The sequence below is a fragment of the Burkholderia sp. AW49-1 genome, from assembly GCF_053427845.1.
Genome location: NZ_JBSAXF010000003.1, coordinates 341,001 through 361,793, shown reverse-complemented (window position 1 = coordinate 361,793; position 20,793 = coordinate 341,001). Strand labels below are relative to the sequence as shown.

General features: G+C 63.2%; 18 protein-coding genes and 1 pseudogene. 5 read left to right on the top strand and 14 right to left on the bottom strand.

The annotated features are described in order from the left end of the window. Both ACV22W_RS08335 and ACV22W_RS08330 read right to left on the bottom strand, forming a co-directional pair. Window positions 1–2,682: beta strand repeat-containing protein (locus ACV22W_RS08335; protein WP_448018745.1), on the bottom strand; the 2,682-nt coding region annotated here is incomplete at its 3' end. Between the two features lie 90 nt (window positions 2,683–2,772). Continuing rightward, window positions 2,773–2,832 (bottom strand): annotated as a pseudogene (locus tag ACV22W_RS08330) (ESPR-type extended signal peptide-containing protein); the annotation flags it as partial. 798 nt (window positions 2,833–3,630) lie between these two features. On the opposite strand from ACV22W_RS08330, the gene ACV22W_RS08325 reads away from it, so the two are divergent. Beyond that, complete coding sequence (locus ACV22W_RS08325) at window positions 3,631–4,182, top strand: recombinase family protein (RefSeq protein WP_448018731.1); 552 nt, start codon at window positions 3,631–3,633, stop codon at window positions 4,180–4,182. A gap of 104 nt (window positions 4,183–4,286) precedes the next feature. Here ACV22W_RS08325 and ACV22W_RS08320 read toward each other — a convergent pair whose 3' ends face one another. Beyond that, window positions 4,287–4,865 carry a recombinase family protein gene (locus ACV22W_RS08320; protein ID WP_448018730.1) on the bottom strand — a complete coding sequence of 193 codons (579 nt, stop codon included), beginning with the start codon at window positions 4,863–4,865 and terminating at the stop codon, window positions 4,287–4,289. Window positions 4,866–5,128: 263 nt separating this feature from the next. Further along, the gene (locus ACV22W_RS08315; protein WP_448018729.1) at window positions 5,129–5,605 is read right to left on the bottom strand and encodes a hypothetical protein; all 477 of its coding nucleotides are present in this window, start codon (window positions 5,603–5,605) and stop codon (window positions 5,129–5,131) included. 275 nt (window positions 5,606–5,880) lie between these two features. Here ACV22W_RS08315 and ACV22W_RS08310 point away from each other — a divergent pair, with 275 nt between their 5' ends. Continuing rightward, window positions 5,881–6,834 (top strand): universal stress protein, encoded by a 954-nt coding sequence (locus ACV22W_RS08310; RefSeq protein WP_448018728.1) that lies wholly within the window; start codon window positions 5,881–5,883, stop codon window positions 6,832–6,834. Window positions 6,835–6,846: 12 nt separating this feature from the next. Here the strand turns inward: ACV22W_RS08310 and ACV22W_RS08305 are convergent, their stop codons facing one another. After that, complete coding sequence (locus tag ACV22W_RS08305) at window positions 6,847–9,138, bottom strand: heavy metal translocating P-type ATPase (protein ID WP_448018727.1); 2,292 nt, start codon at window positions 9,136–9,138, stop codon at window positions 6,847–6,849. A gap of 229 nt (window positions 9,139–9,367) precedes the next feature. Here ACV22W_RS08305 and ACV22W_RS08300 point away from each other — a divergent pair, with 229 nt between their 5' ends. Beyond that, a complete protein-coding gene (locus tag ACV22W_RS08300) occupies window positions 9,368–9,985 on the top strand; it encodes a hypothetical protein (protein ID WP_448018744.1) in 618 nt (205 codons plus the stop codon). 50 nt (window positions 9,986–10,035) lie between these two features. Here the strand turns inward: ACV22W_RS08300 and ACV22W_RS08295 are convergent, their stop codons facing one another. Further along, the gene (locus ACV22W_RS08295) at window positions 10,036–10,992 is read right to left on the bottom strand and encodes a cation diffusion facilitator family transporter (RefSeq protein WP_448018726.1); all 957 of its coding nucleotides are present in this window, start codon (window positions 10,990–10,992) and stop codon (window positions 10,036–10,038) included. A gap of 258 nt (window positions 10,993–11,250) precedes the next feature. Here ACV22W_RS08295 and ACV22W_RS08290 point away from each other — a divergent pair, with 258 nt between their 5' ends. Beyond that, the gene (locus ACV22W_RS08290) at window positions 11,251–11,643 is read left to right on the top strand and encodes a hypothetical protein (RefSeq protein WP_448018725.1); all 393 of its coding nucleotides are present in this window, start codon (window positions 11,251–11,253) and stop codon (window positions 11,641–11,643) included. Between the two features lie 117 nt (window positions 11,644–11,760). Here ACV22W_RS08290 and ACV22W_RS08285 read toward each other — a convergent pair whose 3' ends face one another. Genes ACV22W_RS08285 through ACV22W_RS08265 form a run of 5 tightly spaced genes read right to left on the bottom strand, consistent with a single transcriptional unit; the run spans window position 11,761 to window position 15,435 of the window. Beyond that, window positions 11,761–13,149, bottom strand: coding sequence for an ATP-binding protein (locus ACV22W_RS08285; RefSeq protein ID WP_448018724.1), 1,389 nt, complete (start codon window positions 13,147–13,149; stop codon window positions 11,761–11,763). Beyond that, window positions 13,146–13,811, bottom strand: a complete 666-nt coding sequence (locus ACV22W_RS08280) for a response regulator (RefSeq protein ID WP_105392889.1) — start codon at window positions 13,809–13,811, stop codon at window positions 13,146–13,148. The genes ACV22W_RS08285 and ACV22W_RS08280 overlap by 4 nt, the downstream gene beginning before the upstream one ends. 24 nt (window positions 13,812–13,835) lie before the next feature. Further along, window positions 13,836–14,573, bottom strand: coding sequence for a cytochrome b/b6 domain-containing protein (locus tag ACV22W_RS08275; protein ID WP_448018723.1), 738 nt, complete (start codon window positions 14,571–14,573; stop codon window positions 13,836–13,838). Beyond that, a complete protein-coding gene (locus ACV22W_RS08270) occupies window positions 14,539–15,060 on the bottom strand; it encodes a diheme cytochrome c (protein WP_448018722.1) in 522 nt (173 codons plus the stop codon). Before ACV22W_RS08270 ends, ACV22W_RS08275 begins: the two co-directional genes overlap by 35 nt. A gap of 12 nt (window positions 15,061–15,072) precedes the next feature. Continuing rightward, complete coding sequence (locus ACV22W_RS08265) at window positions 15,073–15,435, bottom strand: DUF1924 domain-containing protein (protein ID WP_448018743.1); 363 nt, start codon at window positions 15,433–15,435, stop codon at window positions 15,073–15,075. Window positions 15,436–15,921: 486 nt separating this feature from the next. On the opposite strand from ACV22W_RS08265, the gene ACV22W_RS08260 reads away from it, so the two are divergent. Next, a complete protein-coding gene (locus tag ACV22W_RS08260) occupies window positions 15,922–16,395 on the top strand; it encodes a CreA family protein (protein ID WP_059537358.1) in 474 nt (157 codons plus the stop codon). A 138-nt stretch (window positions 16,396–16,533) separates the two neighbouring features. On the opposite strand, the gene ACV22W_RS08255 is transcribed toward ACV22W_RS08260, so the two are convergent. From ACV22W_RS08255 to ACV22W_RS08245, 3 genes are read right to left on the bottom strand one after another with little or no spacing between them, the layout of a single operon-like run. Continuing rightward, complete coding sequence (locus ACV22W_RS08255) at window positions 16,534–17,700, bottom strand: efflux RND transporter periplasmic adaptor subunit (protein WP_448018721.1); 1,167 nt, start codon at window positions 17,698–17,700, stop codon at window positions 16,534–16,536. Next, entirely contained in the window at window positions 17,697–20,066 is a 2,370-nt protein-coding gene (locus ACV22W_RS08250) for an ABC transporter permease (protein ID WP_448018720.1), read from the bottom strand. Before ACV22W_RS08250 ends, ACV22W_RS08255 begins: the two co-directional genes overlap by 4 nt. Then, window positions 20,060–20,764: an ABC transporter ATP-binding protein gene (locus ACV22W_RS08245; RefSeq protein ID WP_448018719.1), complete on the bottom strand. Its 705-nt coding sequence runs from the start codon at window positions 20,762–20,764 to the stop codon at window positions 20,060–20,062. The genes ACV22W_RS08250 and ACV22W_RS08245 overlap by 7 nt, the downstream gene beginning before the upstream one ends. Window positions 20,765–20,793: the final 29 nt, after the last annotated feature.

Here is a 20,793-nt window from a genome sequence, read left to right as displayed (position 1 = left end):
CGCGGAAACCGTGCCGGTTGCCGGGTTGTAGCTCGCGCCGCCGCCGAGGGCTGCGGCGGTGCTGTTGCCGAGATTGTCGGTCTTGGTCGTGACCGTGCTGAGGCCGGTGGACAGCGAGCTGATGCCGGTCGAGGTCGACGTGGACAGCGACGCAATCGAGCTATTCGCCGACGAGAGGCCGGTCGACGTGGACGACGACAGCGAGCTGATCGAGCTATTGGCCGACGACAGACCCGTCGACGTGGAGGTCGAGAGCGACGCAACCGAGCTGTTGGTCGAGCTGAGGCCCGTGGACAGCGAGTTGATCCCCGTCGAGGTCGACGTGGAGAGCGAGCTGATCGAGCTGTTGGCCGACGAGAGACCGGTCGACGTGGAGGTCGACAGCGACGCCACATTGCTGTTCGTCGTGCTCAACCCCGTGGACAGCGAGCTGGCCGTCGTCGACGTCGAAGTCGACAACGACGTGATCACGCTATTCGCTGACGACAGACCGGTCGACGTGGAGGTTGACAGCGAGGTCACCGAGCTGTTGGTCGAGCTGAGGCCAGTCGACAGCGAGTTAATGCCCGTCGAGGTCGACGTGGACAGCGACGAAATCGAGCTATTAGCCGACGACAGACCGGTCGACGTGGAAGTCGAGAGCGAAGCGACCGAGCTGTTGGTTGAGCTGAGGCCCGTGGACAGCGAATTGATGCCGGTCGAGGTCGAGGTGGACAACGAGCTGATCGAGCTGGTTGCCGACGAGAGGCCGGTCGACGTGGAAGTCGAGAGCGACGCGACCGAGCTGTTGGTTGAGCTGAGACCCGTGGACAACGAGTTGATGCCGGTCGAGGTCGACGTGGACAACGACGAAATCGAGCTATTAGCCGACGAAAGCCCGGTCGACGTGGACGACGACAGCGAGGCAACGGAGCTATTGGTCGAGCTCAGGCCGGTCGACAACGAGTTGATACCGGTCGAGGTCGACGTGGACAGCGACGTGATCGAGCTGTTAGCCGACGACAAGCCCGTCGACGTTGACGTCGACAGGCTCGCGATGCTCGACGTGGTCGTGCTCGCGACCGCGTAGAGCTGGCTGCCGTTAATCGCATCCGTGCTGGCTGCGCTGATCATGCCGGCGCCGACGTTCTGGATACGGCGCTCCGCGCCCACCGTGCCGACGCTGACCACGCCGCCCGCCGATGCGGCGCCCGCGTAGGTGCCGAACGTCTGGCTACCGATCGTGGTGCTGCTGACCGTGCCGGTGCCGCCGGTTACGGTCGATGCGGTGGCGGTCGTCACAGAGAAGGCGCCGAGGGCGACTGAGTTCGCGACGTTCGCAGCCGAGCCACTACCCAACGCGACGGCGCCCGTGGCCGATGCGTTGGCGCCCTCTGCGATCGCGACGGAACTGGCGGCGGTTGCCGTTGCATTCGAACCTAACGCAGTCGCGTAGTCCGTCGAGGCCACGCTGGCCGCACCGAGCGCCACCGCGCCGGCGGAACCGCTCGCAGTGGCCCCGTTGCCGAGCGCAAGCGCATCGATACCGGTGGCCTGCGTATTGGCCGAGAAACTGCCGACGTTACCGAGCGCGATAGCGCCCCGACCCGTCGCAGTGGCGGAGCTGCCGATTGCAACCGAGCCATCTGTGCCCGTTGCGGTTGCCGTACTGCCAATCGCCACCGAACTGTTGTTCGACGTGCTGGAGTTGCCGATCGACACAGCGCCCAAGCCGGTCGCCGAGTTACCGTTGCCGAGCGCAACGGCGCCCTGGCCGTTGGACGTGTTGTTCGCCCCGATTGCCAGCGCGCCGGTGCCGGTTGCGCTGTTCGGATCGCCGATCGCGACCGCACCATTGCCCGTCGCCGTCTGGCCCTGACCGATGGCGACTGCGCCGCCGGTCGATGTCGAACTATTGGCCGTCGTCCCGCTCGACCCGATTGCGACGTTCTGGCCGGTCGCGCCGGACACGATGCCGTCGCCCTGGGCGATGCCGAATGCGCCGTTCACTGTCGCGCCGCGGCCGATTGCAATACCCGAGGTGGCTGTAGCAGCCACTTTGGATTGCCCGGCAATCGCAACCGAATCGGCCGCGGCAGCCCAGGAGCCAGACGTCCCGTTACTGCCCAATGCCGTGGCGCCGGCTCCGGTAGCATTTGCAGCAGTGCCAAACGAAGTCGAGAAATTTCCGGACGATGTGGCGCCCGCGCCAATCGCAAGTGTATCGATCGCTGAGGCAACAGCGTTGCCACCAAGGGCCACTGCGTTGCCCCCCGACGCTACGGCGCCCTTGGCTGAGGTACTGCCACCGATGGCAATCGAGCCAGATCCCGAGGCGGTCACTGGCGACAGGCTGCTGGAGCCAATCGCCACTCCGTCCCCTCCAGAAGCAGTAGCGTTATAACCTAGAGCCAAGGCGGCGGTGCCCGAAGCAGTCGCCTGGAGCCCAAGTGCCGTCGCCAAATTGCCGGCACTCGCACCCATGCCGAACGCGACCGCACCGTTCCCGGTGGCGGTCGTGAACGACCCGTACAGGGTCACACCGAGCAAATTGTTACCGTTCGCGTTACAGCCAGCAACCGACGAATATCCACCATTTCCATCGATTGGGGCGGCTCCGGCGCTATACGTTCGCGTGCCGTCAGGGCCGGTCCCGGCCACATAATTGCAGCCTCCGCTACTGAACGTATAGACGCCAGCCAGTGCCGCCGGCGTCGCACTTATCAGCAGCACGCTGATAAGCAGCTTGGCTGAAACCGCACTCGTGCCTTTTCCGCGAGCAGAGGTGATTTCGGACGCGGCAACCCACGTGCCAAGCGTCTCATTCCAGATATTCCGGTAGGTGCGATTCATAGTAGCCTGTTACTCGAGAGGTAATGAGCGAAGAGCCCGATTCCGGCGGCCTTCTTTCGATTTGATTAATTTTCTTTAAGGTTTGTATTTCTAATAACCAATCAGCGAGCGACGCAATAAATACTTGAATATTTTTGAGGTTGACTGGATTGAGTAATGTGAATCCATATCTTTAAAAACAAGCTTTGCGACACCACTTCTCCACAACTACAAGCTCGAGAGTTGCGGAATCTCACACCGACATGAACAAACACGGCCTGGAGCCCGGCTCTTCTTTCGCCAGCTACAACCATTGGCCGCGATACACCGGCGCTGCTTGCTTTGTCGGCGTACCTGTTGAACCACAGCCCGTGCGTGCAACAACGCGTATTGCATGACGAGGATTTGTCAATTTTATGGCGCACCCAAGTGGCTTTCGGGTCGCATATGTTCGAAATGCCAAGGCCGAGCGTCAATCGACTGTTCCTGGCTCCGACACTTTTACGTCACAATGCAAAAAAGGTTCCCTTGCGCAAAGCTATTGCTGTGGGTAGGGCTTTTCGGCTAGACGCCCGCCAGGCAAGGAGGTGGCGACCAAAGGGGACGGAACGACAAAATGGAACCGTTTTGTCCAGTAGAATGAATGCAAAGTAAGCGTGGTTTTACAATTCTTAGCAATTATTCGGGGGTGGCTGATCTGACGGGAGTCGCGAGGAGAATATGTACGATCATTACTTCCATTCAATGTGCGGTTCGATGATGATTCGAATGAATATTGATCTGCACCGAATGATTCTCGACCTCTCCTGATTAAAGATCATGAACATTGGATATGCACGCGTATCTACGGAAGAGCAAAATCTCAGCCTGCAAATTGATGCACTTAAAAAGGCGGGATGTCACTATATATTTACTGATCGGGGCATTTCAGGGGCCGATTTCTCGCGCCCTGGCCTCGATGCTGTTCTGGAACGGATGAATGCCGGCGACACGCTGGTAGTCTGGAGACTGGACCGTCTAGGACGCTCTCTGGGGAAGTTAATCGATCTGGTAGCCACGCTTGAGAGGCGTGACGTTCATCTTCATTCGATTACAGAATCGATCAACACGAATTCGGCAGGCGGCGTTCTTGTTTTTCATGTAATGGGCGCGCTCGCGCAATTCGAAAGAAGCTTGATCAGTGAGCGAACGCGCGCCGGAATGAACGCTGCCCGCAGTCGCGGAATCCAGATGGGACGAAAACCAGCGCTCAGTCAGGAGCAAAGGAAGGAAGCCATGAGTATGTTGGAGTGCCATCCGATTGCTGACGTTGCGCGTCATTTTGGAGTTCACCCCAGAACCCTGTCGCGAATAAAACTTGACGAGCGATAAGTGAGTTTGCATTGGCGAAACGCCAATCGATAATATCGCCGGTCTTTTTGATAATCAAAATTTCACGCTTATCCGGCAGGAGTGTGAATTAATATTCGGTAAAATTACTTCGTGTCGGTGCGCGCACCATTCGAATCTCTTTGGAGCGCTCTCTCGAGCGTCCGTTTGTCGACCGAAAGAAGGCGAGCCGTTTCTTTTGCCGTGAATGTCTTCTCAAGCTCACGCGCGATCTTGAGCTGTTGAGCGTTCAGTATTCTCGGTCGTCCCAAGTGGCTCCCATGCATTCTCGCGACCGCCATCCCGGCCTTGGTGCGTTCGCTGATAAGCGAGCGCTCGAATTCGGCAAGTGCAGCCAACATGTGGAAAATGAACGTACCTGTCGGCGTTCCCGTATCGATTGCTTCATTAAGTGAAGCGAAATGAATGCCGCGCTCGCGCAAATCCGAAAGGATTTGAATGAGATGTTTCAGCGAGCGACCAAGTCGATCGAGGCGCCAAACAACGATGGTATCTCCCGACTTCGCAGCCGAAATGAGTTCGTGCAGGCCAGGACGCTCGTGGTGCATCCCGGACACGCCGTGGTCGGTAAAGATCCGACTGCAACCTGCCTTCCTTAGTGCAGTGAGTTGCAAGTCCAGCGATTGCTCTTCGGTCGATACGCGAGCGTAGCCGAGTTTAGACATTCAGATACCTTATCAATAGACATACGATATTCCGCGGATCCTTGACATCGAATGCCCTTTCGAGCGCGGAACGCAGTCGAGCGGTCCTCGATGGAATACCTTGCGATTGGTTGATCAGGCGAACGCCAAGCTGGGGCAGGTTTCAATTTCCGGGTGTGCACGTGTTCGTCGAATACACGTCGCCTCCTCATCACCTGAAATAGTATTTTGACCTGGCCCTTCATTGCGTGGCGGATCCACATGACCACCGGCCATCCGATGATTCAGAGACTGTGTTCGTAATTCAGTCGAACATGAACCGTATTGGCACTCTCGCGGCGTTTGACCGAAAGATCGATGCGATACCGCCCCGCCCATGGCATGTCGAAGTAGTTGCCGTACGTCACCATGCCGTTGACGGTGAATGCCGGCAAACGCTTGATTTGAACCTTCGGTCGAGCCTTGGATGCCGGCGAGGTCATCCTGGCAAGGATCACGGCATCGTCGATGCGCGCGCCGGTCCTGGCATCAAACAGCGCAACCACGAGATGATAGCTGGCCTTGCCCTGCCCGGCCTTCGTATCGCCTGGAACGCCCGCCTCGTCCGGCGCGCGTGACGCCTTGTCTGCCGGCACGATGCCGAAATGGACGGTCAGGCCGTGCGTCGTCACGCTCCGGACCGACTGATCGGCGGCAGCCACGCCCGTCGTTGCGGCGAACAACATCTGCGCAAGCACGATCAACATTGCCAGCTTTCGCATGATCATTCCTCCAGTCAGGTAGCGACACGCTTTGCGGTTGCGCAGGCTCAAGGCCATTCCCGAACAACGCGGCGTCGTCTCCATGCTGCTGCCTGAAGCAGGCCCCCCGCTTGACGCATGTCAACGCGGCAGCGGCCATGCACGCGACGCGATCGCGCCGTCAATCCGCCCGGCACTGCGAAGACGAACGTGCTTGACGAAGGTCAAACCGGTAGACGCCCCTCGTGCGAAAAATTGCCGTGTACAAGACCGTCGGTTGCCACCGGGAGACATTCATGAGCACCAGCACTTCGCCCTTCCAGGCGGCACCCGCTCCCCAGCGGGTGATGATCGCCATCGACGGTTCAACCGCATCCGCACATGCACTCGGGTATGCCAAAGCTTTCCTTCCATCGAAGGTTGCGGTGCATATCGTCAGCGTTGCGGACAATCCACGGACACTCGTCCCACGCGGATCGAGATCGGCGGCATTTCTCGAATCGGCCCGCGACGAATTGCTTCGAGACGCATCCGACGCGCTGTCGCGCGCCCAGAGCGCTATTTCGCGCGACGACATCTCGATCGACACGGAAGTCATCGATCTGTCCACGCACGGCGGGGATGTCGTGCATGCGCTGGCCGACAGCGCGCAAGCCTGGCAGGCCGACCTCCTGATCGTCGGCGCACGTCAGCATCATGGCCTGCTCGGATGGATCGAGGGAACGGTTTCCGGCCCGCTCGGCAAGCTCGTCGGTTGCCCGCTGCTCATCGTGCCGGAAGGCTTCGCGTCAGTGGCCGAGCATCTGCCGCGGCGGATGCTGTTCGCGGTCGACGGAAGCCCGATTGCGCTCCACGCATTGCGAACGGGGTTGAAATTCTCGCGCCCCGACACCGAGTATCGGGCGATATACGTGCTCGATCGCCCCACATCGCTGGGTGATTTCGTGCCTGTTGAGACGCTGGAAACGGCGTTGATCGGCGAAGGCAACCACGCATTGCAAAAGGCGATGGCCCTGCTCGACGGCGCCCCCGCCGGGCACTCGCAGTCGCAGCTGATTCAAACGGATCGCACTGGCGAAGACGTGCCTCACCTGATCGTGCGAGACGCCATCGAATGGAGCGCGGACATGATCGTCATGGGCACCCACGGGCGGCGCGGCGTCACGGGCTGGCTCGTCGGCAGCGTGGCCGGACGTGTGGCGCGCATCGCGAAAACGCCGGTTCTTCTGGTAAGTGCGCCGCAAGCGTGATGCGTGTCGTCGTCACGCATCCGCCCCGACGGCGTGAAACAGTTCCTCCTCCTGAGCGCAATGCAGGCGCACGATGGCTTCCAGCCCGTAAAGCAAACGCTGTATCGCCTGCACCTGCATGGTGTTCGTGCCGTCGCGCGGCAGGTCCGCGACCATCTGCCTGAGCGATCGGACCATCTTGAAGATCTCCCGATGTGCGCCGCTCATCGCCGCGAGCGGGTCCTCGCCACCGAGAAGCGGGGCGAGACGCGCGTAGACGTCCCGATCGTCGGCGCGTTCGTGCGGCAGCAGCCGTTCGTCCAGCGAGTCGATGACTTGGGCAAGCTCGCGCGGGATGGCTTCCCCCGATAGTTGCGGCATGCGATCCGCGAGTTCCCTGATCTGATCCAGCAACGGTGACAATGCGGTGTGCTCGCGCCTGAGTTGCTCGACGTCGACATCGGCCAGCCGCGCGTCCGTCGGCCTTGGGCGAACCAGCAACACGCGTAACGCATTGACGATGACGACGACGTCGATGACTTCCTGAATCACCGCGCCGGCAATCGGCTGCAGGAATCCGGCCGCCGCGATCGTCATCGCGACGACCGACAGCGACATGCCGGCCACCACGCTCTCGAGCGCGATCCGGCGCGACCGTCGTGCGATACGTATCGCATCCACGAGTCGATCCAGCCGATCCACCAGCAGTACCACGTCGGCTGCTTCGGATGACGCGGCCGCCCCCCGCGCACCCATCGCGATCCCGACATCGGCCGCCGCCAGCGCGGGTGCGTCGTTCACACCGTCGCCGACCATGATCGTCACGCCTTCCTTGCGCGCGGCCTGAATCGCGGCGAGCTTGTCCGTCGGCGACTGCTCGGCGCGTACGTCGGTGACGCCCAGCAACTCGCCGACGGCCTGGGCAATGTCCCGCCGGTCGCCGGTGAGCATGACGAGGCGCTCGACGCCTTCTCGCTTCAACAGCCGCAATGCCCGCGGTGTTTCCAGCCGCACCTGGTCGGCCATCTGAATCGCGCCGATCATGACGCCATCGACGCCGACGAACACGGCAGCCCCGCCCTCGTTGCCGACCCGCTTGAGGAACGCGTCGCTCCAGGGGGCGATCGTTGAACACGCGGAGACATATTCGAACTTGCCGATCGCGACGGTCCGGTTGTCGACCCGGCCTGTCACGCCCTCGCCCGCCGTTTCCATGACGAAGGATGGTGGCGACAGATCGATCCCGCGTTCCCGTGCGGCGACCGTCAGCGCATCCGAAATGACGTGCCCCGAAGCCTGCGCCAATGACGCCGCGAAACGCAGCACGCCGTCCGTTCCGACGTCCGTGCCGCATTCGATCGCGACGATGCGTGCCCGACCGCCCGTCAGCGTCCCGGTCTTGTCGAAGAAGAGGATCGTCGCTTGCGCGAGACGTTCCAGCGCGCCCCCGCCCTTGACGAGGATGCCGCGTTTCGAACAACGCGACATGCCGGACACGATGGCGACCGGCACGGCGAGGATCAACGGACAAGGCGTGGCCACGACCAGCACGGCGAGCGCACGCGCGACATCTCCGGCCAGCAGCCAGGCGATGCCCGCGACGATCAGGGAAGCGAGTACGAAGAATGCCGCGTAGCGATCCGCAAGACGCACGGACGGACTTCGCTCGCGCTGGGCGCGCTCGACCATGCGGACGATGCCGGCGAACGTGCTGTCTCCTGCCGTCGTGCGGGCGACCATTTCGAACGGCGGGCCGGCGTTGACCACGCCGCTGCATGCGCTTTCTCCGGCGCGTCGCCGCTGGGTGGACGACTCGCCCGTCAGCATGGATTCGTCGAGTTCCGCGTCATCGGTCAACGTGCCGTCGACCGGCACGAACTCGCCGCTTCGCACGAGCAGCCTGTCGCCGGGAACGAGCGCTTCCACGGCAACGGAACGCCATTCGCCGTTTTCGAATCGGTTTGCCTGACGGGGGGCGCGATTGAGCAGCGCGGTCATCTCGCGTTGCGCGCGGTGTTGCGCATACCGCTCCAGCGTCCGCCCGCTTGCCAGCATCAACGCGATGACAGCTGCCGCGAGCGTCTCGTCGAGCGCGATCGCCAGCGCGATTGCCAGCCACGCGAGCACATCGATGCCTGCCTGACCTTTCACCACGGCCTTGGCGAGCGAGACCGTCAACGCCAGCAAGACCGGCAGCGTACCGATCAACCAGACGATCCGCGCAAGTAAAGGCAGCCCCAACGCCGCGCACGCGCCCCCTCCGGCGAGCGTGACGGCCGCCAGAACCAGCAATGCGAGATCTATCGACCAGGGGATGCGCGACATGACGATTGTTCCGATCGCCGTGCGGGGAGGCGTTTACTGCATCCGGTTCCGGTTGCAGACGGCGTGGCATCAGTCTAGGAAACGCCGCGGTTCGACCGTTGACCTGGGTCAGCACCACGCGCCTGCCGCGAAAGACCGTCACGGCGCGTTGCTTGACGTGAGTCAAGCCGCTGGCCCCTTTCCTCAGCAAAATCGAAGAGTGGCACCGGATACCCCAGGAGTCGATATCGTGCTGACGCTGGCTGTACTCTTTCTGCTGATTCTCGTGCTGAACCTCATGCCGGCGTTTGCCCCGCCTACCTGGATGGCGATGTCGTGGGTCGGGTTCAACCTGCCCGACGGTAATCCGTTGATCTTTGCCGTTGTGGCGGCAGGTGCGGCAACGACCGGCCGTGTCATTCTGGCGACCTTCGCAAGATCGCTCGTTCGCTCGCGATGGATGCGGGAATCGGATCGCGAGAACATCGAGGTTGCCACACGCTGGCTGCGCAAGCACCGGACGCTCACCGCCGGCGCGTTTTTCTTCTACGCATTGAGCCCGCTTCCGTCGAACTATCTGTTCATCGCGTACGGCCTTTCCGGCTTGCCGCTGAGGATCATCGCGGCGGCGTTCTTCGTGGGCCGCGCAACCACCTACGCGATCTGGGCACACCTCGGCCGCTTTGCGTCCACCCGGCTGGACGTGGAATCCGACCTCGGAGGCAGTTACCTCGGCGGATACTTCATCGTCACCCAACTGGTGTTGCTCGGACTCGTGTTCGCGTTGACGAAGCTCGACTGGCGCGCGCTCTTCAACGAACGTCGGTTGACGTTCCGGCGCGGCCATCATCCGCGCAGTTCCGAATGACGCCGGCATGCGCGCCGTGTTGAACGAGCGCGTCGGCCGACCGTTGCTTCCTATCGGCCGCGCATTGCGGACGTGACGTCAACGACGTGTTCCCGCTTGCGCGGATCGACGTGCGTCATCACGTTCAGGACGCGGTGATGCTTCATCACGCGAGCACGCGCGTCCACGGCGATGTCGTGCCCTTGCGCAACCGTGAGATCGGCATCGATGTCGAGATGCACGTCCACGAGGATCAGATCGCCCGTCTTTCGCGTGCGCAGGTCGTGCACGTCCAGCACACCCGGCGTCGCAACCAGCGTCGCGTGAATCGCCTGCACGTCGTCGGCATCGGCCGCGCGATCCATCAGGTCATGCAATGCGTCCCAGCCGAACGTGGCGCCCATTTTCACGATCATCCCGCCGACGATCAACGCAGCGACAGGATCGAGCAGCGGATAGCCGAACAGGTTTCCGACGATGCCGCAGGCGACCACGAGAGACGATGCGGCATCCGAACGGGCATGCCATGCATTGGCCACCAGCATGCTCGATTTAACCCGCGTTGCCACGGCAAGCATGTAACGGAACAGGCTTTCCTTCGCGACGAGCGCGACGAGCGCGACCCATAGCGCCGCGACGTGGACGCGCGCGATCGTTTCCGGATGCTCGAGTTTCTGGATGGCGGACCAGAGCATGCCGCCGCCGACCAGCAGCAGGATTGCCGCAAGTGCCAGCGATGCGCCGGTTTCGAAGCGCTGGTGTCCGTAAGGATGCTTTTCGTCGACGGGTTTTCGGCTATGGTGGCCGGCCAGCAGCACGACGAAATCCGCGATCAGGTCGGACAACGAATGAATGCCGTCCGCCACGAGGCCCTGCGATCTGGACAGGATGCCGATCACTATCTGGCCGATGCTCAGCGCGAGGTTGACCGCGACGCTCACCCAGGTGCTTCGGGTGGCTGCCGTGGCCATCGCGGGCGTCGCTTCGGCGACGGATTCCGAAACGATGTCGGGGTTGGTTGGTATCACGATTCAGGTCACGTTTCAGAATGGAAGGATTGATCAAATTCGGCAAGTCGCAGGCAACCGGGGCGGCCCACGTGGCGTGCCTGCACCCGATATATTGACACCGCGACCTGGAATGATGCGTTGCACGTCTGACAGATGCGTGTCCGCATCGTGTATTCGATAGTATTGGCGGTCACCCCCTGGTACTTGATCTGACGCAAAGGACCGATCGCCCGTTTTGCGTACGGTTGAACTCATGCAAACGACCTGGAGACCGTCATGTCCAGAGCAAACAGGTTTACCGTTTCGTGTCTGTTCGGCGTCGCGATCGCGATCACGTCCGGTCTGGCCGATGCCCAGCCACGCCCACCGGCTAGCGAGCCCGCCGCCGAGTGGCGCGGCATGATGTACGGCAGCCAGCTGATGACGCCTGCCGAGCGGAACGAATACCGTACCCGCATGCTCGCCGCGAAATCGGATGCCGAGCGCGAGAAAATTCGCGCGCAGCACCACGCCGAGATGCAGAAGCGTGCGAAGGCGCGCGGCATCACGCTGCCTGACGTTCCCCCCATGAGGGGCATGCATCGGGGACAAGGCATGGGAATGGGCATGGGGCCGGGCTATATGCACGGCCAGCCTGGCGGCCCTGCAAGCGGCGCTGCCGGCCAGTAATCGCGCGGCTCGGCGTGTCCCGAGACGAACGCGCCATTCCGGCCGCGATCGACCGCGCCAGTGCTCTCCGGCCACGCCTTGAACTTGTGCAGCCTGATCGATGACGTACATGGTCGACTAACGCGTAGCCGCACCGGCTTCATCGGCGGCCGGCCACGAAATGGCAACACGCAGCCCGCCGAACGTAGGCGATCGATCCACCTGGATGTCGGCCTCGTGCGCCGCTGCGATGCGCCGCACGATCGACCAGCCGAGGCCGCTCCCGCTCGGTCGGGTGCCGGCCGGCCGAAAGAAGCGTTCGCCCAGCCTGCGGAGATCGTCGTCGCCGATGCCGGGGCCGCTGTCTTCGACCCGCAGCACGGTGCGGTGGTCTCGTTGACCAACCGAAACGGTGATGCGGGCCAGCGGCGGGCTGTAGCGGATCGCGTTGTCGACCAGGTTGCGCACCATCGCCGCAAGCAAGGCTTCGTTGCCGCCGACGATGCATGGTGATGGCGCGTCGAGTTCGAGTTTCTGCTGTTTCCCGATCGACTGTGGCGCGGCCTCCGCGACCACTGCTTTCGCCAGGGCAGACACATCGACCGGCGCGCGATCCGCAAGCGCCCCCGCATCGAGACGGGAAAGCAACAGAAGCTGATCCACCAGACGGGCGGCGCGATCGCACCCTTCAAGAACCCCCCGCAACGCGTGGCCGCGTCGCTCGTCATTGCGCTCGGCCAATGCAACCTGCGCCTGTGCCTTGACGGCCGCGATCGGCGTGCGCAACTCGTGCGCCGCATCGGCCGTGAATCGGCGCTCCGCGTCCATCACGGCACGAATTCGCTCGAAGAGGCCGTTCAGCGCATCCAGCATCGGCCGCATCTCGAGCGGCGTCCGCTCCAGCCGGATCGTGTCGAGCGCCTGCGGATTCCGCTTCGCCAGCGCTCGCCCGAAATCACGCAGCGGTGCCGTGCCGCGGCGAACCGCCCAGCCGATGACCAGCACCAGCAATGGCAAGGCAGCCGCCATCGGCCAGAACGCGCTGCGCATGACCGCGCCCAGGATCGATTGGCGTGAATCGATTCGTTCGCCCACGAACACCTGAACATCGCCGCGTACACCGTGCACGACGAATACCCGCCACGCATTCCCGTCGATCACGACGGTCCAGAATCCGGAGGCCCCGTCGCGGCCGGTCAGTTCGGGCGCCACCATCGGCCTGGACGGCGCGTTTTCGGAATGCAGGCCGAGCCGGCCTTCATGAAACACCTGAAAGGCCACGCGGGGCCCGTATGGATGGAGGATCGGTGCATCGATCGCATTGTCGTCGTCATCCGGCCCGCGCGCCTGCTGCGCGACGAGCAGTGCCGCCGCCTGCGCGAGGTGGCCGTCGAGCAGCCGATCGATCTCGCGCCGCGCATCGAGCCAGGTCAGCATCAGCGTCGATAACCAGACTCCGAGGACCACGGCCGGCACGAGCGTCAACAGCCGGCCATGCAGCGAGCGCGCGGGCAGCACGGCTTTCATGCAGCCTCCCGCATCAGCACGTAACCCACGCCGCGCACCGTCCGGATCAGCTCGCTGCCGAGCTTCGCCCGCAAGCGATGGATGTGCACCTCGACGGCATTGCTCTCCACCTCTTGCCCCCAGCTGTACAGATACTGCTCGATCTGCTCGCGCGACAGGACCCGGCCGGCATTCAGCATCAGGATGTGCAGCAGGTCGAACTCGCGCGTGGACAGCGCGACGGCCACGCCGGCGCGGCGTGCGGTGCGCGACGCGGGCTCCAGTTCGACGTCCTGCGCCTGGAGTCGCTCCGTCGGCCGGCCATGGGCGCGCCGGACCAGCGCTCTCAGGCGTGCGCCGAGCTCGTACAGGTCAACGGGCTTGATCACGTAGTCGTCGGCTCCCACGTCGAGCGCCCTGATGCGGTCGGGCACGGCATCGCGCGCGGTCAGGATCAGGATCGGCAACGCGATGCCGTCGCGACGAATGCGCTGCAGGACATCCATGCCATCCACGAGCGGCAACCCGAGATCGAGGATCGCCGCGGCATGTGCATGCGCGCGCAACTCGCGCTGCGCCGCGTCGCCGTCGCGCACCCAGTCGACCTGGAATCCTTGCTGGCGCAGTCCGGCGCGGATCCCGTCGCCGAGCAGGACGTCGTCTTCCACGAGCAGGATGCGCACGATCGAGCACTCCGTCCGGGGTCGTCAATCGTCGTCCCGGCCCGCCCCGTTCGCGGGGCGGCCAGTGTCCGTCATGACGGGCCGGTCCGTTTGAACGGGTTGCGGCGCCGCATGCCATTGCGTCCACCACCAGCCGATCGCCGCCGCCGTCATGACGACGGCAATCCCCCACCAGGCACGCCGGATGCCGTCGGTCGCTGCACCGCGCTTGTAACCGCTCACCATCGCGCCGGCCAGATTCTCCCGGTGCGCGACGCTGCTGACGAGCACGGCGGCGACATGCACCGCAACGAGCGCGAGCATCACGTTCGCCGCGCCTTCATGAAGATCGCCGAATGATTCGCCGTTTCCGGTGTAGGCCACCCAGCCGGTAACACCGGTGACGACCGTCATCGCCAGCATGGCGACGATCGCGACGGCGCCCGCCGGATTGTGGCCGACATGGTGCTCCGGCCTGCCTTTCGCAAGGCTCAGCACGTAGCGGAAAACGGCCGCTGGCGAACGTACGAACGACGAGAACCGCGCATGACGCGTGCCGGCCACGCCCCATACGACGCGAAACGCGACGAGCGCCAGCATCGTGTACCCGAACGCGACATGCATCAGTCGCCAGCGCTCGCTCTCGGCGGTCAGCCACGCGCCGGCGAAGGCAACCACCGTCAACCAGTGGAACGCCCGAAGCGGCGCGTCCCAGACCAGTATCCGGGCAGGACGCGAGCGCGTCGTTTCATCGTGAGCCCGGGATGCGGACGAATCGTTCATCGAAATTTCCTTTGTCTGCTTGCGTATGACATGCGGCGCAATTCGACGGCCGCTTCACTGCGGGGCTGCGCCACACGGACGCGGGAACCTCGTCGTGCGTGGCGGCGAACCACGCCGACCGGGTAATCCGGTCTTCCGGCGGACGGCGAGCCGCGGCGCCCGTTGCCGCGTGTGCCGTCAGCCAGCTTTCCAGTTGCTCGATGCTCGTCGGATCCAGCGTTGCATCGGTGCCGAAGTGGTGATCGAGACCGTTCAGAATGCGGCGCCACGACTCGGCGGGCAGCGCCCCGGGCGGATAGGCGACGTGGCAGGTCGCGCACTCCTGCTTGTACTTGGGGAGCAACGGAACCGCGAGGCCCCGCATTTCGTCCTCGGCCAGTGCCGCGCGCGGCAGCAGCGACGTCAACAGCATCGTGATCGCGCCTGCCACTACATATCGCGGCGGAACGATCCTGCGCGGGGAGGTTGTCGTGTCAACGTTGGTCATGATCGTTCGTCGTCAGGGTTTCAGGGTCATGAGCCAGCTCAGGACATCCGCCTTCTCGGCTGCCGAGCATTCGCGCCCGACGACGTCCTTGCAGTTTCGGCGGAACCATTTTTCGGTCCGCGCCTCGTCCGTGAACCGCGCGGGATTGAACGCGGGCGCAAGCGGCTCGATGGTCTTGCCGGTAACGACGTGCCGGCCCGGGCCGGTCGGCGTGCTTCCATGACAGCTCGCGCAACTCCAGTCGCGTCCATGCCGCGACGTGAAGAACTGCTGTCCCCGCGACGGCGCGGCGCTCGTGCCTGCCTTCGCCGTATAACCGTCCAGCAGGCGGGCAGGCGTTTCGGCGCGCGCGCACGCAATGGCGGCAAACAGCATCGATACAGAAAGGCATGGATAAAAAATCGCGTGAATGGAACGGGATATCCGCATCGTGATTCTCCTGGGCGATGCGTTCATGTTCGGGCCGGTTCCTTACCGCATTCTTAAGGTCATGGTGTTCGGTGGTCGGAATCGCTGCGAACGGTCGAAAAACGATTCCCATTTCGCCAAACATCGGTGGAGAACGGGCCAGTCAGACAGATCGTCCGGTGTCATCTCGCCCTGTGCCGCCCTGTCGTTGCGCAGCCCGTGCACTGGTCTGCAACATCATGAAAATCGGGATCTTCCCGATAAATCCGGCTATGCAACAGATAAAATGACCGCGGAAATGCCGTGCGGGAATCTCGTTGAACTTTTAATCAGGATCCCGCTGCGCGGTCATTCGTTCTTGACTCAAATCAAGCGATCAACCGACGCAGAATCTAGTCTGGTCATCAATCGACCTCGAATTGCGAAGTCAGCGTAGCGCTGCCGATTCCCATGATGATCCATCCTCGAGCAAGCGGGTATATTGCGGCCGCTGCTTTTTCACTCCTTGCCGCTTCAATGTCCGACGCCGAAGAATTGGCGCGCATCCCTACGCATTCGCAGCGTTACGGCACCCACATCGGAATTTCCGCCTACGACGATCCGCTGCTCAAGGGAGTGACGTGCTTTATTTCCGGACCCCATACGGGGGGTGACCGGCGTGCCGCAGGTGTCACAACCTCGGTGTCCTGCCATCAAGTCGGAACGCTCTCGACCACGGCGCATGTGCCGCAACAAGCCCAGGTGTTCGACGAATCGATCGACCCGGTTTTCAGGTCGATACACATCTTTCGAATCCTGGATATGCGACGTCTCGTTGTGTTGTATTTCTCGTTCACCGAGAGCGATCTGGCGGGCGATCTGCCGGGGCATGTCGATGTCGTTCGGCTGCCCGTGGTTTCAGGAAAGAACGGTGCGGCAGGCGACTGAATCGCGCGCCTGGCTGCGGGACGTCCGACTGCTTGCCCAATCGTCGAAAAGCCCCGACCAAAGGGTTGATCTGCCGACGGCGGAAGCAACGAAGAGGCGGGCACTGCGTTGAGCCCGGTCGACGTTTTGAGACCGCGTCTAGCGCATCCGAATCGGCATGTTTTCCACAAGTGTGGTCGGTGGATACACGACGACGGTTTTTCCGTCCCGGAGGCCGTCGAGCACTTGAGCCGCCTCGGCATTGCGCCGTCCAACCTGAACGACGCGCCGTATCGCCCGCCCGTGTTCGACCTCGAACGCGCACCACTGCTCTCCACACCTGAACAATGCTCCGACAGGAACGTTCAGCACGTTCGCCCGCTCCCAGATAACGATCCGGCCCTGTACGCGATAGCCATCGCTCAAACGTCCGGGCACGGCACGCAGGTCGGCAACCACATGCACCCGTTGTTCTTCCACGCCGAGAGCCGAAATCTTCGTGAACGCACCCGGCTCGACAACACGGACCGTCGCGTCGATTGGCACGGTGCCCCCCCAATCTTCCACGGAAACGCGCATGCCCGGACTGATCTTTACCGCATCGGTCGATAGCACGTCGATGACGACTTCGTAGCGTGAAGGATCGGCGAGCAGCATGAGCGCTGTGCCCGCTGGTACGACACGCTCGCTCTTTTCGTCGACACGCAGCAACACCGCGTCGACCGGCGCGCGAACCTTGACGGGCTGCCCGGCCTCAAGTGCCTTGAGATTCGCCGTGGCGGCCCGAACTTCGGCGGCTGCGGACTTCTCGCGTGCGGACGCTGCATCGAGATCGCTCCTGCCTGTTGCCTCGATGGCGCGCAACTGCTCCATGCTTTGCCTCGAGATTGCGCCTGCATCGACCAGAGTCTGGCCTCGCTCGCGTTCCCGGCGCGCCTGCGCGAGATCGGCACGGGTATGCTCCACACGCGCCTGCGCCTCGCGCAGCGACGCCTCCGCGGCCTCCACGCGGGCGTGCTCTTCGGCGTTTTCACCGGGGGTCATCGGCACGGGCACGAGCACCGCGATCACGTCTCCAGCTTGTACACGATCTCCCTCGCGCAGCATCACGCGCAGCAAGCGGCCTGTGATCGGCGCCGTGACCACGTAGCGGTCATGCGCACGAATTTCGCCATCCTCGTCGATCGTGACCCGGAGCGGGCCCGTCGTCACCTTCGCCGTATCGACGGCCGTCGGTGCCGGCCAAAACGCATAGACGAGCGCGAGCGCGACAGCGAACGCTCCAGACGCGAAGAAGATGAGCTGGCCCTTGCCGGCGCGCGTCATGATTCCCTCGCCTTGAGCACGGCGACGATGTCGAGACTGCCGATCTTCCGTGCCACCAGCCAACCCGACGCCGCCACAGCGCTCGCGGTCACCAGAAATGCCTGCGCGAATGTAGCAGGCCGCACCACGAGCGGCAGGCGATACAGATCCGTTGCAAGCCGATCCGCCAGGAACGCGCATACGCCATAGCCCAGCAACAGACCGGCGGGCGTCGCAATCACGGCGAGGAGGAACTGTTCACCAAGCAGTATCCATGCAACCTCCGTGCGCGTGAATCCGAGCACGCGCAGCGAGGCCAGCTGTTGCAGGCGCTCGGAATAGGCGATACGCATTCCGTTGAACGCGACACCGAATGCAATGACACAGGCGAACGTGAAATTGATGGAGGTCGAAAGCCGGACGCTTTCATTCATGATCTTGCGAAAGCTGTCGATCACCGACTGCCGGATGGCCACCGCGTTGACGGCGGGCATGCGCTTGAGCGTGGCGTACAGACGATCGGCCGCGCGCGCGTCGATCTGCAGCCAGGCGCCGGACCAGTTGCCGCCTTCTCCGAGAAGACGCGCGAGTGCCTGCTGGTCCATATAGGCTCGAACGCCGACCAGTTCCCCGACGCGTCCCGCGAGCGTGACCTGCCGCGACTGGCGCTTGCCTTCCAGCACCTCCACGGTGACCCGGTCGCCCGCGTGCACGCCGAGGGTGTCGGCAAGCTGCGACGAAATCACGATGCCGTCCGGCGGCACGCGCAACGGCAGGCTCCGCTCATCGACCAGTCGATGCATCTGCGCTGTCGGCGCGATCCCGCTCAGCGACAAGCGGCGCGATCGATATCCGGCGGAGATCCGGACGGGAACGTCACGGAATGGCTCAACGCGCAGCACGCCTGGCAGGCTCTGGAGCGCATATATCGCTCGATGGGACAAAGGTTGTGCGAATGCGACGGTCACGTCCTGCCGTTCGATACGCTGAAACTGAACGTCGAACAGATAATCGATTGCGTCGAAAAAGAAGCCGCCCGTTACGAGAATCGCGCTTGCGCATGCCATCGCAACGCACGACAGCAGCGATTTGAGCGGTTGCCGCGTGATGTTGCGGGCGATCATCCGCCACGTTACGCCGAGATGACGATACAGCCCGAACCTTTCAAGCCATCCGGCCGCGAATGCGGGCGGCAGTGGCGCTCGCATTGCCTCCACGGGCATCAGCCCGGCGGCCTTCGCCACACCGGCGGCCGTCCCGACCAGCGCGGTGGCGAAGCTCACGATGGCAGCGAGGATCGCGACATGCGCGTCGACATGGTATTCAAGTTGTGCGAATCGGTAGTACCGCGCGTACAGCGCGGTCAGCGACGAGCCCAACGCCAGACCGGCGGCATAACCAACGGCGGCCCCCGCCGCTGCGATCAGGCACGCGAACTGAAGGTAATGCAATGCGACGCGGGCGTTTCCGTATCCGAACGCTTTCATCAGACCGATCTGCGTGCGCTGGGTATCGACCAGCCGGTTCAGGACGTTCTGAAGCAGAAACATGGTGACGCAGAAGAAGATGGCTGGAACATAGGTGGCCGTGATACGGTTCTGCGCGATCTCGTCCGAGATGAACCGGTTCGAAACCTGATCTTCTCGCGTAATCGTCCCGAGTCCGCCGTAGGCGGCCAGTTCGCGATCGACCTGCGCAACGACCCGTGGCACGATCGCACCGCCATCGACCGAAAGCACCAGGTCGTTGAACGCACCGTCCATGCGGAAGGCGGCCGATACCGCTTCGGTACCCATCCAGAGCACACCGTAATGGCGATTGTCGGGAAAGATGGAGCCGGCTCCGGTCTCGTACACGTATTCCGGTGAAATCGCGATGCCGACGATCTGAAGTCGCTTCCAGCGCCCGTTCAGTACGGCACCGATGCGCTGCCCCGTGCGCAGGTGATTCGCGTCGGCGAACGCCGCGCTGATCAGCACTTCGTCGTCACGACCTGGCGTGACGTACCGGCCGCGCTGAACGTGCAGCAGATCGAGCGACGGCCCGCCCCGTTCGGGGACCGAGACGACATGGCCGGTAGCGGGTTCCGCGAGGCCCGGCACGTCGAGCGTCACATCGGCAACCACGCGCGCGTCGACTGCGGCAACTCCGGGCAATGCCGCGATGCGCGTCGCGACCGCGAGTGGCGCGCGTTTCAGGTGCACGAAAAGGTCGGCGAACCGGTGAGACGCATAGTAATCCTGCTGTGCCCGCAGCAGGACCAGGTATGTGCTGCGCATCGCGACGAACGACGCCACGCCGCATGCAACGACAAGGACTGCCGCCATCGCCTGGGCCCGCATGCGCCAAAGATCGCGCCACGACAGGCGTGTCAAGGTGCTCACCATGTGAGGTCCCGAGCATCCGAACGTCGCGCATTGCGATGTTCTTCGACGACCGTGCCGCCGCTCATGCGCACGACCCGACTCGCCATGTCCGCGATGACGGCGTTGTGGGTCACGACTATAGTGAGCGTGCCGAACTCGCGGTTGACCCGCTGCAGCACATCCAGTACGAGTCGCCCGGTGCGAAAATCCAGCGCCCCGGTCGGCTCGTCGCACAGCAGGACGTCCGGGCGCTTGGCAACCGCTCGGGCGATCGCGACACGTTGCTGCTCGCCGCCCGACATCTGCGAAGGAAAGTGCCCGGCCAGCGAGTCGATGCCGACCATTCGCAACGCATCATCGGGATCCAGCGGACGCTCGGCGATATCGGTCACGAGCGCGACGTTCTCGCGAGCGGTCAAGCCAGGTATGAGGTTGTAGAACTGGAACACGAAACCGACATGCTCGCGCCTGAACCGGGTCAATTCGCGCTCGGTCGCGGTCGAGAGACGATGGTCGCGATAATCGATGATGCCGCTCGTGGGTGTGTCGAGCCCGCCCATCAGATTGAGCAGAGTCGATTTGCCACTCCCCGATATGCCGAGCAGCACCACGAACTCGCCAGCCTCGAATCCGAGCGTGACGTCCTTCAGCGCATGGACGCTGACGCTTCCCATCGGATAGATCTTGCTGACTGTCTGAATGGAAAGGACGGTCTCCATTGCGCACTCAAGACGAACGATCAAGTGTG

Coding starts and splice junctions, on each gene's coding strand:
- ACV22W_RS08245 (WP_448018719.1), bottom strand. CDS start 20,764: ATGGAGACCGTCCTTTCCATTCAGACAGTCAGCAAGATCTATCCGATG.
- ACV22W_RS08285 (WP_448018724.1), bottom strand. CDS start 13,149: ATGAAAGCCGTGCTGCCCGCGCGCTCGCTGCATGGCCGGCTGTTGACG.
- ACV22W_RS08265 (WP_448018743.1), bottom strand. CDS start 15,435: ATGCTGTTTGCCGCCATTGCGTGCGCGCGCGCCGAAACGCCTGCCCGC.
- ACV22W_RS08310 (WP_448018728.1), top strand. CDS start 5,881: ATGAGCACCAGCACTTCGCCCTTCCAGGCGGCACCCGCTCCCCAGCGG.
- ACV22W_RS08250 (WP_448018720.1), bottom strand. CDS start 20,066: ATGGTGAGCACCTTGACACGCCTGTCGTGGCGCGATCTTTGGCGCATG.
- ACV22W_RS08320 (WP_448018730.1), bottom strand. CDS start 4,865: ATGTCTAAACTCGGCTACGCTCGCGTATCGACCGAAGAGCAATCGCTG.
- ACV22W_RS08315 (WP_448018729.1), bottom strand. CDS start 5,605: ATGCGAAAGCTGGCAATGTTGATCGTGCTTGCGCAGATGTTGTTCGCC.
- ACV22W_RS08290 (WP_448018725.1), top strand. CDS start 11,251: ATGTCCAGAGCAAACAGGTTTACCGTTTCGTGTCTGTTCGGCGTCGCG.
- ACV22W_RS08270 (WP_448018722.1), bottom strand. CDS start 15,060: ATGACCAACGTTGACACGACAACCTCCCCGCGCAGGATCGTTCCGCCG.
- ACV22W_RS08305 (WP_448018727.1), bottom strand. CDS start 9,138: ATGTCGCGCATCCCCTGGTCGATAGATCTCGCATTGCTGGTTCTGGCG.
- ACV22W_RS08275 (WP_448018723.1), bottom strand. CDS start 14,573: ATGAACGATTCGTCCGCATCCCGGGCTCACGATGAAACGACGCGCTCG.
- ACV22W_RS08260 (WP_059537358.1), top strand. CDS start 15,922: ATGATCCATCCTCGAGCAAGCGGGTATATTGCGGCCGCTGCTTTTTCA.
- ACV22W_RS08325 (WP_448018731.1), top strand. CDS start 3,631: ATGAACATTGGATATGCACGCGTATCTACGGAAGAGCAAAATCTCAGC.
- ACV22W_RS08255 (WP_448018721.1), bottom strand. CDS start 17,700: ATGACGCGCGCCGGCAAGGGCCAGCTCATCTTCTTCGCGTCTGGAGCG.